This is a genomic window from Desulfobulbus oligotrophicus (assembly GCF_016446285.1).
GTDB classification, from domain to species: Bacteria; Desulfobacterota; Desulfobulbia; order Desulfobulbales; family Desulfobulbaceae; genus Desulfobulbus; species Desulfobulbus oligotrophicus.
This window is the reverse complement of sequence record NZ_CP054140.1, coordinates 3,031,403-3,044,872: the sequence shown is the minus strand read 5'-3', so window position 1 is coordinate 3,044,872 and position 13,470 is coordinate 3,031,403. Positions and strand designations below refer to the sequence as shown.

The 13,470-nt window shown below is 53.1% G+C and carries 10 protein-coding genes; 6 read left to right on the top strand and 4 right to left on the bottom strand.

The window, feature by feature from the left end:
• Nucleotides 1-6: 6 nt before the first annotated feature.
• The 3 genes from HP555_RS13775 to HP555_RS13765 all read right to left on the bottom strand — a co-directional run bounded on the left by HP555_RS13775 (nt 7) and on the right by HP555_RS13765 (nt 4,164).
• Nucleotides 7-1,932, bottom strand: a complete 1,926-nt coding sequence (locus HP555_RS13775; RefSeq protein ID WP_199263141.1) for a fumarate reductase/succinate dehydrogenase flavoprotein subunit — start codon at nt 1,930-1,932, stop codon at nt 7-9.
• A 110-nt stretch (nt 1,933-2,042) separates the two neighbouring features.
• Nucleotides 2,043-2,699: a succinate dehydrogenase cytochrome b subunit gene (locus tag HP555_RS13770; protein WP_199263140.1), complete on the bottom strand. Its 657-nt coding sequence runs from the start codon at nt 2,697-2,699 to the stop codon at nt 2,043-2,045.
• A 373-nt stretch (nt 2,700-3,072) separates the two neighbouring features.
• A complete protein-coding gene (locus tag HP555_RS13765; RefSeq protein ID WP_199263139.1) occupies nt 3,073-4,164 on the bottom strand; it encodes a cyclic nucleotide-binding domain-containing protein in 1,092 nt (363 codons plus the stop codon).
• Between the two features lie 158 nt (nt 4,165-4,322).
• Between HP555_RS13765 and HP555_RS13760 the strand changes: the two genes are divergently transcribed.
• The 3 genes from HP555_RS13760 (at nt 4,323) to trpA (ending at nt 8,068) form a co-directional block, all read left to right on the top strand.
• Nucleotides 4,323-5,951: a hypothetical protein gene (locus HP555_RS13760; protein ID WP_199263138.1), complete on the top strand. Its 1,629-nt coding sequence runs from the start codon at nt 4,323-4,325 to the stop codon at nt 5,949-5,951.
• A gap of 94 nt (nt 5,952-6,045) precedes the next feature.
• On the top strand, nt 6,046-7,272 hold the full coding sequence (trpB, locus tag HP555_RS13755) for a tryptophan synthase subunit beta (protein WP_332908646.1): 1,227 nt from the start codon (nt 6,046-6,048) through the stop codon (nt 7,270-7,272).
• Between the two features lie 25 nt (nt 7,273-7,297).
• Complete coding sequence (trpA, locus tag HP555_RS13750; protein ID WP_199263137.1) at nt 7,298-8,068, top strand: tryptophan synthase subunit alpha; 771 nt, start codon at nt 7,298-7,300, stop codon at nt 8,066-8,068.
• Between the two features lie 123 nt (nt 8,069-8,191).
• Here the strand turns inward: trpA and hisF are convergent, their stop codons facing one another.
• Nucleotides 8,192-9,793 (bottom strand): imidazole glycerol phosphate synthase subunit HisF, encoded by a 1,602-nt coding sequence (gene hisF / locus HP555_RS13745; protein WP_199263136.1) that lies wholly within the window; start codon nt 9,791-9,793, stop codon nt 8,192-8,194.
• Nucleotides 9,794-9,964: 171 nt separating this feature from the next.
• Between hisF and HP555_RS13740 the strand changes: the two genes are divergently transcribed.
• Genes HP555_RS13740 through der form a run of 3 tightly spaced genes read left to right on the top strand, consistent with a single transcriptional unit; the run spans nt 9,965 to nt 13,246 of the window.
• A complete protein-coding gene (locus HP555_RS13740; protein WP_199263135.1) occupies nt 9,965-10,864 on the top strand; it encodes a sugar phosphate nucleotidyltransferase in 900 nt (299 codons plus the stop codon).
• Nucleotides 10,865-10,910: 46 nt separating this feature from the next.
• The gene (locus HP555_RS13735; RefSeq protein WP_199263134.1) at nt 10,911-11,897 is read left to right on the top strand and encodes an aminoglycoside phosphotransferase family protein; all 987 of its coding nucleotides are present in this window, start codon (nt 10,911-10,913) and stop codon (nt 11,895-11,897) included.
• The gene (gene der / locus HP555_RS13730) at nt 11,894-13,246 is read left to right on the top strand and encodes a ribosome biogenesis GTPase Der (RefSeq protein WP_199263133.1); all 1,353 of its coding nucleotides are present in this window, start codon (nt 11,894-11,896) and stop codon (nt 13,244-13,246) included. Before HP555_RS13735 ends, der begins: the two co-directional genes overlap by 4 nt.
• Nucleotides 13,247-13,470 lie beyond the last annotated feature (224 nt).

Genomic DNA, 13,470 nt, shown 5'->3' with positions numbered 1-13,470 from the left:
TTGCCATTACTTGTAACTGCGTTGCGAAGGAATAACATATTCAAAGACCAGTGGCTCTTTGTGCATTACCGGTGCTGTGCCCTGCCCCTTGTATTCCCACACAGCTGCATAGCTGAAGTTGGTGTCGTCTCGTTTAGCCTCGTTTTCCTCTGTCTGGCTCTCTTCTCTGAAGTGGCCGCCGCAGGATTCGTTACGATGTAACGCATCTCGAACCAGAAGTTCACCAAACTCAAGGAAATCGGCAACCCGGCCGGCTCGCTCCAGAGACTGGTTGAGCTCTTGGCCGGAACCAGGAACAATGACATCTTCCCAGAATTCGGCACGAATTTCCGGTATTTTTGTCAAAGCGAGTTCCAGACCTTCCTTGTTTCGCGACATACCGCAGTAATCCCACATGACCTTACCGAGTTCCTTATGGTAATGGTCAACGGTCTTGCCGCCTTTGCCGCTCTTGGTATTTTTCATCAGTCGGTTGATCTGCTCTTTCACTTCGTTTGCAGCCGCTTCAAAGGCAGGATCATCAGTATTGGTCGGCACTGGTGCAACATTGGCCAAGTAGTCGCCAATTGTATACGGCAGGACAAAATAGCCGTCCGCCAGACCCTGCATGAGCGCTGAGGCACCGAGCCGGTTGGCACCGTGGTCGGAGAAGTTACACTCTCCGGTGGCATACAGACCGGGAATCGTTGTCATCAGATTGTAATCAACCCAGAGACCACCCATGGTGTAATGAACCGCAGGGTAGATCATCATCGGTTCTTTAGTCGGATCGCTGTCCGCGATCTTTTCGTACATATGGAACAGGTTGCCGTATTTACGAAGGATAACGTCCAGGCCGTCACGCTTGATTGCATCGGCGAAGTCAAGATACACACCGAGTTTGGTTTCACCGACACCTTTACCCTCATCGCAGGCCTGTTTGGCATTGCGGGAGGCAACGTCACGGGGAACAAGGTTGCCGAAGGAGGGATACTTGCGCTCAAGATAGTAATCACGATCCTGTTCCGGGATGTCGGCGGCCTTGCGGGTTTCATTAGGATCCTTCGGTACCCAGACGCGACCGTCATTACGGAGACTTTCACTCATCAGAGTCAGCTTTGATTGGAATTCCCCATGAACCGGGATACAGGTCGGGTGAATCTGAACAAAGCACGGGTTGGCAAACCCTGCGCCTTTTTTATAGGCACGGTAGGCTGCGGTGACGTTGGAGGCCATGGCGTTTGTCGACAGGAAGTACACGTTCCCGTAGCCACCGGTGGCCAGAACAACGGCATGTGCCGAGTATTTCTCAATCTCGCCTGTGACCAGGTTACGAACAATGATACCTTTGGCTACACCGTCGACAACAACCAGATCCATCATCTCCCGACGGGTATACATTTTCACCTTACCGGCACCAACCTGCCGCATCATGGCCGAGTAGGCACCCAGCAGCAGTTGCTGTCCTGTCTGTCCACGGGCGTAAAATGTACGGGATACCTGAGCGCCGCCAAAGGAACGATTGGCAAGTGTTCCGCCATATTCACGGGCAAACGGAACACCCTGGGCTACACACTGGTCGATGATGTTGTTGGCGACCTGGGCAAGACGGTAGACGTTTGCCTCACGGGCACGGAAGTCACCGCCTTTGACGGTGTCATAAAAAAGACGAAAGATAGAGTCGCCGTCACCCTGGTAGTTTTTAGCGGCATTGATTCCACCCTGAGCAGCGATGGAGTGTGCACGCCGGGCACTGTCTTGAATGCAAAATGATTTGACATTGTACCCAAGCTCGCCGAGAGTTGCGGCTGCGGATGCGCCTGCCAGGCCGGTACCCACAATAATAACTTCGTATTTACGTTTGTTGGCAGGGTTAACGAGTTTGTTGGAAAAACGGCACTTATCCCATTTTTCGGCTATCGGTCCTTCTGGTATTTTTGCGTCAAGCTGCATAGTCGTTTCTTCTTGCTATAGGTGAATAAGGAAAAATTATTTGAGAAGATCCATGTCTACGCTGACGGTTCATGCGGATAGATCTTCACTCGCCTCATATTGATGTGGTATCAAAGCAATTGACTTCGAGAGATAACCATAAGGAAGGTGATCAATAAAAATACGCCGCCCATGATCCCTGCCAAAGCCCAGGCTATGACACGAAGTGGCTGATCGTATTTCACGTGACTGATTCCCAAGGTCTGGAGCAGTGACCAAAAACCATGGCTGAGGTGGATAAAAAGAAGAGAGATACCTGCTGCGTAAATCAATGTGAAAAAGGGATTGTTCAGCACCTGGGTGACAAAATCAGAGATTGTTTTTGTCTCAGTTTTAACCGGAAAATGAAAGTTAACCAGATGGATAAGGATAAAAACAAAGATCGCCGCGCCCGTGTAAATCATGGTTTTTGAGCCGATAGTGCGGCCGCCGGCGTTGACCAGCATCTCGTACTTGCCGCCTCGCGCTTTTCTGTTCTGCAACCAGAGGATAATACCGGTAATGACGTGCAGGAAGAAGATGGCGTAGAGACAGATTTCAAAGATAGGAACCAGGACGCCCAAGGAATGCAGATGATGCGCATAGGCATTGAACGCGCTTCTCCCCCAGAAAATCGTACTGTTGCCTATTGTATGGACAAGTAGGAAGCCGCCCAACAAGAGCCCAGTAAGAGCCATGATGTACTTTTTGCCCAATGAAGATCGAAAAGTTTGTATGAACCACGACATGATTACTTTTCCTGAATGAGAGTTAATAATAACAACCTGTTGATACAACTGGAAAATAAAAAAGGGCACCCGACTGAATAATCATTCATTACCAGCGGAGTGTCCATCCTGTCAAGGAAAAAACGTCTATAGATTCTTATCGTCGTTGCCGGCGTGTTAAACGGGGTTTTGTCTGGAGCGCCCCTGCACACGATGCACGCGTGTTCTTTGCCGGGTTACCGCTCATCCTGTGGTGTGTTTTCGGCTGCATCATGCTGTTGGACTGTGCCGACTGCTCGTTATTGTACCTGGGGAGTGCTGATGGTCTGTTGCAGATGGAGCCGGTGTTTTTGTTTTGTATCTTTTGATTTGCAGGTGAGATCTGCCGTGGTTATTACCGTCCGGTTGTTGCATGTTCGTCCAGGCTCTGTAACCCTTCCATGAGCAGTTTCATGAAGTTTCCAATTTCCGCCAGCCCTGCATCCTCTGCCGGTAAGCCCTGCTGAAATTTGAAACGTCCATTTTTTTCATGAAGCACGCTCTGGAAGGCCGTCTTTCCTTTCCTGCCTGCATAGTATGCTTTGATCAGCGCACCTTTACGCATGGAAAAACGGGCTATTCCCTTTGAGAGCTGGGTGATTGTCAGGACCCCCGTCTTTTGATTGAGGTGGAGTGTCTGAAAAAGTGCTTCCAGTGATATCTCTTCAAGTGTGCCGATCATGCCCGACGCGTACTCGTCTGAACGCATTTTATTGGTATCTGTCAGCCGTTTGGCAAACAGACGGGTAAAATAATGTTGCAGGCTTGGATGCATCTGGAGCATGTTCCTGAAGTGTTGCCGGTCAGTCTGCAGCAGGCGGCAGACGTTTACCGCCTGTACGGTAGCTCCCACATTCTCATCGCAGATCAGGCTCATCTCGCCGAACACATCACCTTGTCTGAGTGTGGAAATCGGGACTTCTGCATCGTTGAAAACCGTTACCCGGCCGCTGGCAACTATGAAAAATGATTCATTTGGGTCTCCTTTGCGTAAGATGATTTCGTTTTTTACGCAATTTCGAACTTTAAAGGAGTTGAAGACGGTGTGCCGATGTGCTGGATCGATGTTGCGGAAAAAGGGGAGATCGTTCAGCAGGGGGACAATATCTTCCAGCCGGCTGTCGGGGTTGCTGCTATCATTGCCTCTTGACAGCATTCGGAAATGCTCCAGACGGATGGACCCTGTGCAGCCTGAACAGGAGATCAGGCAGTCCGGTATCTGGTCGGCCCGCTCGTATTCAATGATGATCCTGGTCAGATCGGCGCTGAGGATTTTACAGCTGCTCCGACTTGGTGGAAAATAGACCGCGGTTGTATTGATCAGTGACGATTCTCCGTTGTTTTCCATGCTGATGGCGATGCCGGCAATCTGGACAACATCGTTGTAGAGGTATAGCGGACACTGTTTGACTTCACAGACCCGGAAATTAATTTTAGGAAATCCCATGGAGCTCACCTTGTCAGAGACAAAATCCGCTTAAAGGCTGGTTGCCGTTTGCGGCTGTTGGTATTATGCATGAGCCCCCAAAAGGATACAAGCGAATCTTCCTGTATCGCACCTCATCCGTTTTGTTTAAGAAAGAATATTTTGAAATATGAGAAGCCATGTTGTTGACATCTGTTACGCCGACCGGCCGGTTTCTGGTCGGTTGTCATAAGCCGTCGTATTGCGTCACGAATTTACGTGAACGAACTTATATCTCTGACCTGGGTATTGGTCCTGACGGTAGTCCGATACCGAATACCGTTAATTTCCCGGCCGGTGATGTTGCTGTCACTGCAGCTCGGGCAATTTATGAAATCCGGAATGCCTTACCCTTTCGAGGGTGCAGTTATATCGATTCCGGCTGGGCGGATGCCAGAAGGGTTGATCCCGGTATGATCGGTATTTATCATTCGGCCATGCCATCGTTCAGGGCACTGCTGGGCAGACACTGTTCTCCTGCCGCCGCACAGGCGATATTGCAGGAGTTGCCGCGCTCTCTTTCGTATACCCTGGCACAGACATCGACCGACCCCGAAGAGCTGATGTGGCTGGCAAAATCCTGCTGCCGCTTCCAGTTCAACGACAACGGTGTTCCGACAGGCCTGCAGTATGTGGAACGCAGCGGTCGGTTCCATGCAGATATCGATGATTTTGAACTGTTTGAGACCATTGCCAATAACCCGCATCTGCCGGACGTGTACAAGACAGTTATGGTCCTGCGGCCCGGTGTACAGGGAGGCAGCGAAATTGTTGGTGATTTTCAGCAGGATACAACCGAGGTGTTTGAGTACCTGCGCAGTAACTCGTATATCCCGTGGGGACATTATGCCGCCAACTTTGCCCATACAGCCATCCGTTATCGGATTGCTGACCTGTCTGCCGCTGATATGGAGGGAGTGCGCCATCTTTACTATCAGCGAATATATACGGTTGTTGCCCAGTCCCTGGGGGTTGGGCATGCCGTTCGTCAGAGGGCGCTGTCTGCTGAAGAACTGGAAGATCTACGCCGGAAAATTGTAAGCGTGGTGGCAAACAGAGAGGGTGTTTCCCGGCTGCCGGCAACTCTCTGGGGGTGGAATTTCGGTTATGATTTTTCCGGATCAGGATATCGGTTACATGCCTCACATCAGATGATACACCAGCAGTACGCTGTTGTGCCGGAAACGGTGACAGGGGTGGATGGTGAGCTGCTGGCCTCTTTTTCCTGTGGAGACATGGTCGCTGACGTGATCAAGCAGTATAGAGAGTCGCACCAGTCAGACTTTTTTACCGATTACCTGCACTGCCTTGCTGAAAACACACGTACCGACGGTCAGCCGGGAGAGCGGTCACTGGTTGTCTGGCAGGATGAAAATGTCCTGCTGTTTGTCCCCAAGGCCCAGGTGTCACAGTGGGAACTGCAACTTATGGTCACTGCCGACGGTGAGTCGGGAGCCATCGGCAATGTCATCGAAGCTGGCACTCCGGTGCGCCGCTCGCTTGATACAGGCATTCTGAAAGCCCAGCAGGTGCTGGCAGGTCTTGGCGCCACCATGGTGAGCTCGATCGAGTATTCCAAGCGCATCGGTCTGCACAACGGGCAACGACTGCTGTATGCTTTTCTTCCCAAATTACCGTGGTCAATGGGAGCATTCAGTGAAGCGCAGGCACGGTTTATCCTTGGCCATTATCCGGAAGATTTTGCGCGGGCCTGTCGAGAACAGTTCGGCAACAGGGAGAAATTGAAAAACGATGTAGAAAAAGACTGAAGAATGTGGATCGACGTGCTACATCTGTGACCGTTGGTCGGCGATGTGTCGTTGCTGACAACACCATTACATTATTTTGACTGATGCAACCATTATGAAGAAAGGATACTACGGTCAGTGGGGTGGAGCATTTATTCCGGAGGTGCTGCACGCGACCTTTGCCGATTTGATTCAAGCCTATGAGTCTGCCCGTGCAGATGGTTCATTTTGGCAGGAGTATGTCCAGTTGATGAGCAACTACTCCTGTCGGCCAACGCCTCTGACCTATGCGGAAAATTTAAGCCGGCATTTTGGTGGAGCCAGGATATACATTAAACGTGAAGACCTGAATCACACCGGGGCTCATAAGGTGAACAATGTCATGGGCCAGGGGCTTCTGGTCAGGCGCATGGGAAAAAAACGGGTGATCGCTGAAACCGGTGCCGGACAGCACGGTATGGCCACCGCCACCATGGCTGCACGATTTGGCTTTGACTGCACAGTGTATATGGGCGAAGAGGATGTGGCTCGGCAGCGGCCCAATGTGTTCTGGATGGAAAAACTCGGAGCCACCGTGGTGCCGGTCACCAACGGCAGTCGCACGCTTAAAGACGCAATGAATGAGGCCTTTCGTGACTGGGTCGCCTCCATGGATGAGACCCATTACGTTATAGGGACAGTGTGCGGGCCGCATCCTTTTCCTGAGATGGTGGCCTGGTTTCAATCGATCATCGGTCAGGAGGCGCGGCAGCAGATCCTGGCCCAGCATGGTCGTCTGCCGGATCGGGTGTATGCCTGTGTCGGCGGCGGTTCCAATGCACTTGGTATCTTTCAGGGGTTTATCGGGGAGTCCGAAGTGGAACTCGTTGGCGTGGAAGCGGGCGGACACGGTATCGAAACCGGTCAGCATGCCTCACGTATGATTGCAGGCAGTGGCGCTACTCCTGGTGTGGCCCAGGGATACAAGAGTATGTTTCTGCAGACCGGAGAGGGCCAGATGCTTGACACACATTCCATTGCTGCCGGTCTGGATTATGTCGGTATCTCTCCGATCCTGGCCGACCTTGGTGAGCAGGGAAGGGTACGTTTTGCAGCTGCCACGGATAAGGAGGTTATTGAGGCGCTCAGCCTGACCATGCGTACCGAGGGCATTATTCCTGCCATGGAATCGGCCCATGCCTTTGTTCAGGCATTTAAGGAGGTGCCCTCCATGTCGAGTGATCAGGCCGTTATCATCAACATGTCAGGCCGCGGCGATAAAGATATCTTCACCATTGCCCATGCCTTTGACGACCCTTCGTGGAAGTCGTTTATTGTTGCACGGGCGGAAACGTACAGATGAGTTCGGAACAGGAAGGGGCTGTGGTATGAGTTTGCAGGAGGATTTACAAAGACGGCGTCAACAGAAGCGGATTTTGCTGATGACCCATCTGGTTCTTGGCTACCCGTCACTGGCTGTTAACCGTGAGGTGATCGGGCAGATGGCGGCCAGTGGTGTTGATTGCATTGAACTGCAGATTCCCTTTTCCGAGCCCATCGCCGATGGACCGGTCATTTTAAAGGCGAATCAGCATAGTCTGGACAGCGGTATAACTGTGGAGCAGTGCTTTCAGTTCGCCCGGGAGATGGCGGCTGCTTTCCCCGGGGTACACTTCCTCTTTATGACGTACTACAATATCATGTTCAAGTACGGTGAGGACGCCTTTCTGGCCCGAACGGAAAGCATAGGGTTGCGTGGAACCATTATTGCCGATTTGCCGCCGGAAGAAGGGAAAACGTACCTGAGCACCAGTAAACGTTTGGGATTGTCGGCCATCCAGTTTTTTACTCCGACCTCCAGTGACGACCGGATGCGGACCGTCGCCGGATGTGGAGATGGTTTTATTTACTGCGTGGCCAGAAGAGGCGTGACCGGACGACAGACCATGTTTGATGATACGCTTGATCAGTATCTGGACAGATGTCGGCAGGCCACTGATCTGCCGCTGGCGGTCGGTTTCGGCATCACCAGTCAACAGGACATACTGCTGTTGACCGGTAAGGCGGACATGGCGGTGATCGGGACTGCCACCATTCAGCTGGTGGATAGCCGGGGCGTTGCTGCAGTCGGGCCCTTTATCACAGCCCTGTTGGGATAAGAGCAGGGCAGGCCCGGTCTGTTGTGTTGACCGTATTTTTTTAAGCAGCCTCTGCCCGGCACCGTGCCATGTTCAGTGGGTAGCGTCCAATTCGTTCCCGGCCACCAGCAAACAGCCCCCCTTTCAGGGAGTTGTTATCGGGTCGACATCATCAACCGGCCTGATCTCCACCTTACCCTGTAAATATTTTTTAACCGCACCGATGGGCACCTCCCTGCGGTGGAATATACCGGCGGCCAGGGCGGCCTCAGCACCGGTCTGGGTGAAGACCTCACCAAAATGTTCGACCTTGCCGGCACCACTGGAGGCAATCACCGGAATGGTCACTGCTGAACAAACGGCATTGATCAGCTCCAGGTCGAAACCTGCATTGGTGCCGTCTCTGTCAATGCAGTTGAGCAGGATCTCTCCGGCACCCAACTGTTCACAGACCTGAGCCAGGGTGACGGCATCCACCGGACGACCTTCGCGGCCCCCCCTGATGGTACACTCGTACCAGCAGAATCGTTCCCCGTTCGGACCGGGGTATCGGGTGGAAATCACCTGATGTGCAACAGCATCCGGGCTGTTGACATACACTCGGCGCGGGTCAATGGAGATAACAACAGCCTGGCTTCCATACACCCGGGAAATTTGCTCGATTGAGCTGAAACCGGTGGGGTGACCGGTCCTGAGAACATCCTCAACGATTAGTACCGCGTCTGAACCTATGGAGATTTTATCAGCACCGGCGCGGAAGTACTGGGATGCCATCTCCAGGGCGCTGTACAGGCGACCGTCCGGATCAGTGAAGTCACGGATGCCGCCGCCGATGGTCAGGGGCGCAAAAACATGCTGGGACGTCTGCTGCAACACTTCGAACATGGGCATGTCTTTGAGCGGCAGATCACGGTAGGCGGTAATGTTGAGAAAGGCGATCTCGTCAGCCCCCTGCTGATAATATTCACCGGCCAGCTCCACAGGCTTGCCAAGGTTACGGACAGCCCCCTGCTCACGGACCTCGTACTGGTCGCCTTTGGTGACCACCAGGTCGCCCTGATCATTCGCACGAACGTCAAGACAGGCAATGATCCGCTTGGCCAGGACAGTGGTTGACGGGCAGGCTGTGAGGTGGACCGTTTCCCGGGTGCCGGCAAGGAAGTTCTCCAGCAGCTTGAGTCCTGCCCGGCCGCTTTTTTCAGGATGGAACTGCGTGGCAACCATGGCCCCTTTCTGGATGGCGCTGACAAATTCGTAGCCATAGTCGGTTGTGGTCAGGATTGCTTCGGTTGTTGCTGGAACAACATGGAAGGAGTGGATAAAGTAGAACTTTTCGTAGCCATGAAGCCCCTTGAAAAGTGGTGATCCCTGCTGCGCCTTAATCCCGTTCCAGCCGATGTGTGGAACGGCAAGATCACAGGTGAAACGCTGTACCCGGCCGGGCAGGATGCCCAACCCGGGTTCTTCCGGAACCTCTTCACTCGATTCAAAAAGCGCCTGGAGAGCAACACAGATGCCGAAAAATGGCTTGCCTGAGTGCAGATAGCGGATCAGCGGTTCACGCAGGCCGTTTTCCCGCAGGCTGTGCATCAGCATGCCGAAGTTGCCGACACCGGGAAACACCAGCCGTTCAGCCTGTTCAATATCGGCGGCGTTGGTTACCAGGGAAACAGTTTCACCGAGATGTTCGATGGCATTGATGACTGAACGAACATTGCCGGCACCATAATCGAGAAGAGTAATCATGTTTTTTCCTGCTCAGAGGCTTGCAAGGAGGAGTGGGAAACAGTACAAGGTCAGATCTGTTGACGCTGTTGTCAGGGCATTGGCGCCGAGCGAAAACTGACCGTATGCCCATTCTCTGAAGACGATTTTTTTAGAGCAGATTCCGATACAAGTCAAGACCAATCGCACCACATGCAGGCGATCATTCTTGCCGCCGGGTATGGTACCCGTTTGCGGCCATATACAGATATCCGACCTAAACCGTTGTTTCCGGTCCTTAACCGGCCGCTGCTGGAGCTGTTGCTGGCACAGCTGCAGCAGTGCGGCTGTAACCGGATAGTGGTCAACAGCCATCACCTGGCAGCCCAGATTGAGGCAGTTGCGAGTTCGTGGCCCGGCGTTTTATATCAGTTCGAACCTGAGATCCTCGGTACCGGTGGCAGCCTGCGCAGGGCATTGGCCCGGTTGACTGATGAGCCGATTTTGGTGATGAACGGAGATCTGTACCATCAGGTCGATCTGCCTCAGGTCTACCAACATCATCTGTTGTCAAAAAATAAGATCACCCTTGCCCTGCATGCCTGTCCCCGTTTCAATACTGTGGATGTACAGGGTGACCGTGTCGCGGGCTTTGGGAGCAGCAGTGCCGACAGCCTTGCCTTTACCGGTATCCATGTGGTTGAGCCGAAAACCATAGCCCAAATTCCTGATCACGGCTTTTTTCATATCATCGATCTTTACCGTGTCTTGGCCCGGGAAGGGCAGATCGGCTACTGTCGCGTTGACGGTTCACTGTGGCGCGATATAGGTACGCCTGCAGATTATCTGCAACTGCACGCGGAACTGCTGACTGAAAAAGGGAAGTGTACATGGCTGATCGATCCTGCTGCTCATATCGGCTCGCAGGTTGTACTGCAGGGCTGGGGGTGCATCGGTTCCGGGGCAACGATCGGTGATCGGGCCCAGCTGAGCTGCTGTGTGGTTTGGGACGGCGCTGAGGTGAAGCCGGGCTCGATCCATACACAGTCAATTGTCACCGGATACGGAGCAGACATGCAGCCAACGGAAAAAGCGGGATTGAACAATGGATAGGGCAGAGCTTATTTCTCGAGTCGCACATCTACTGGGATGGTCGGCAATGGTATCGCAGCCGTCCGGGATTCAGGTCACAGTCCTGGTGCCGGATGGTTCTTCGCGTCGTTTTTTTCAGTTGCAGGCGCCGGGAGAACAACCGGTCATAGCAATTCTGCCACCGGAAGGAGACGGGCACGGCCATGCTGAAGCCCGATCTTTTGACCGAATCGGTCGTCACCTGCATCAGACCATGGTTCCAGTGCCAAAGGTCCTTGGTTTTGATGCTGACAGCGGTTTGGTCTGCTGTGAAGATCTGGGCAGGCAGCGACTGTTTGAAGTGGTGACAACCAGGGGACTGAAGTCGGCCTTACCGTATTATGAGGCGGTGATCCGCGAACTGGTGCACATGCAGGTATGCGGTGCAGAGGGATTTGACCCGGACTGGTGCTGGGACACACCTTGTTATGATCAAAGGTTGATGCGGGAACGGGAGTCGGGGTATTTTTTACAGGCCTGCTGCACTGACTTTCTCGGCATGCAGTATGATCATGAGGCTGTGACAATGGAATGCACTCATCTTGCCGATCAGGCGGCTCAGGCGCCGGCCCGCTTCTTTCTTCACCGGGACTTTCAGTGCCGTAACATCATGCTGACCGGCGGGAACATTCGCTTCATTGATTTTCAGGGAGGTCGCCTGGGTCCGCTGGCCTATGATCTCGCCTCCCTTCTGCTCGACCCGTATGCTGCGTTGCCGGAAACTCTGCAGGAACATCTGCTTGACGTCTATCTTCACGTTCTCCGGGATTATATGGTCTACGATCCGCAGCAGTTTCGTCGTGAATATGTCTTTTTGGCACTGCAGCGCAATCTTCAGATACTCGGTGCCTTTGCCTTTCTCAGTCAGGTCCGGCAGAAGCCGTTCTTCACCCAGTTTTTACAACCCGCCCTCTTTTCATTGCGACGCCTTCTTGCGAAACCTGAGGCGGCAAGCTATGTTGTGCTGAACTCTCTTGCCGGTCAATGTCACCAGGAGCTTAGCAAACGATTATGATGATGAAAGATGCCACCCTGGTTGCCCTTATCGGCCGGCCCAATGTGGGTAAGTCCACTCTGTTCAACCGGCTTTCCCGGCGGCGCGACGCTCTGGTCGATCCGACGCCCGGTGTCACACGCGACCGCCACTATGCAAGGGTTGTCTGGGAGGACCACCCGTTTATCCTGGTCGACACCGGTGGTATCGATGACGAGGATGATACCATCACCAATCACATCCGCCATCAGGCCATGCTTGCTATTGAGGAGGCGGACATCATCTTTTTTCTCATGGACGGCCGTGAAGGGTTGACGCCCAGTGACGTTGAAATCGTTGCCCTGCTGCGGCGTACCGAAAAAAATGTCTTTTTCATTGTCAACAAGATAGACAGTCCAGAAATTGAGGCCGGGTTACTGACGCCTTTCTGGGAACTTGGCGTTGAACCTCTGTGGGCGCTTTCCGCTGATCATGGGTATGGTCTGAACACGCTGATGGCCGGTGTCTTACCCTGTCTGGAGCAGTCAGAAGTCAAAGACCACTTACCGGCAGAGACCATGCGGCTCGCTTTTCTCGGCCGGCCCAATGTGGGCAAATCCTCGATGATCAACGCCATTATCGGTCAGGAGCGGATGGTGGTTACAGATCTTGCCGGCACGACCCGTGACGCGGTTGATACGCTGGTGACCAGAGATCCCTACACCTATCTGTTGATCGATACCGCCGGAATTCGCCGTAAAGGCAAGACTACGGATAAGCTGGAGAAGTTTTCCGTGCTCAAGGCCCTGAAGGCTCTGGGGCGATGCGATGTCGCCCTGGTCCTTATTGACGCGGAGGAAGGGGTAACCGAGCAGGACACCAAGGTGATCGGTTATACTCAGGATCAGGGGCGAGCTCTGATTATTCTCATCAACAAGTGGGATCTGATCCAAAACGACAGGCGGCGTCAGGAACAGGTGCTGGAGGCTGTACGCAGTGCAGTCACCTTTGTACCATTTGCCCCGGTGTTCAAGGTTTCCGCCTTAACCGGTCTTGGCATCAGGCGTCTTTTTCCGGAGATAGGCAAGGTATACCGTCAATTTCACCGACGTTTTCCCACCGCTGTTCTCAATCGCCTGCTGGCCGAGGCTGTGGAGCGACATCAACCGCCCATGTACCGTGGTCGTCGGCTCAAATTTTACTATACAGCCCAACTGGGGACTGCACCGCCGTTGTTTGCTGTGGTGGCCAATGCTCCCAAGGGTATCCATTTTTCGTACCAGCGGTATTTAACCAACTATTTTCGTGACGGCCTGGGTTTGGACAGTGTGCCGGTTCGATTGCTGTTCCGGGAGCGGAGTGGCCGGAAGAGTAAACCCGCCACCAGATAGTTTCACCTGGTGGAGGAACGCTACCGGATTTTGTTAAAAATGGGTGTGCTCTGAAGCATTGCCGGGACTGTGGCAATGACCGTGTCTCGTTGACTTTCCATCCGTTTAATTTATAGTCGATACACAGGCTGTTTAAGTGCGGCATAAACGATGAGCTCCTGCAGTTTTTCCACTGCAGACGAGTTTTTGGCCAATCTGGTAATCCAGGTAAGAAAAGGCTTATG

Coding starts and splice junctions, on each gene's coding strand:
- HP555_RS13740 (WP_199263135.1), top strand. CDS start 9,965: ATGCAGGCGATCATTCTTGCCGCCGGGTATGGTACCCGTTTGCGGCCA.
- HP555_RS13770 (WP_199263140.1), bottom strand. CDS start 2,699: ATGTCGTGGTTCATACAAACTTTTCGATCTTCATTGGGCAAAAAGTAC.
- trpB (WP_332908646.1), top strand. CDS start 6,046: ATGAAGAAAGGATACTACGGTCAGTGGGGTGGAGCATTTATTCCGGAG.
- HP555_RS13760 (WP_199263138.1), top strand. CDS start 4,323: ATGTTGTTGACATCTGTTACGCCGACCGGCCGGTTTCTGGTCGGTTGT.
- hisF (WP_199263136.1), bottom strand. CDS start 9,793: ATGATTACTCTTCTCGATTATGGTGCCGGCAATGTTCGTTCAGTCATC.
- HP555_RS13775 (WP_199263141.1), bottom strand. CDS start 1,932: ATGCAGCTTGACGCAAAAATACCAGAAGGACCGATAGCCGAAAAATGG.
- HP555_RS13765 (WP_199263139.1), bottom strand. CDS start 4,164: ATGGGATTTCCTAAAATTAATTTCCGGGTCTGTGAAGTCAAACAGTGT.
- trpA (WP_199263137.1), top strand. CDS start 7,298: ATGAGTTTGCAGGAGGATTTACAAAGACGGCGTCAACAGAAGCGGATT.
- der (WP_199263133.1), top strand. CDS start 11,894: ATGATGATGAAAGATGCCACCCTGGTTGCCCTTATCGGCCGGCCCAAT.
- HP555_RS13735 (WP_199263134.1), top strand. CDS start 10,911: ATGGTATCGCAGCCGTCCGGGATTCAGGTCACAGTCCTGGTGCCGGAT.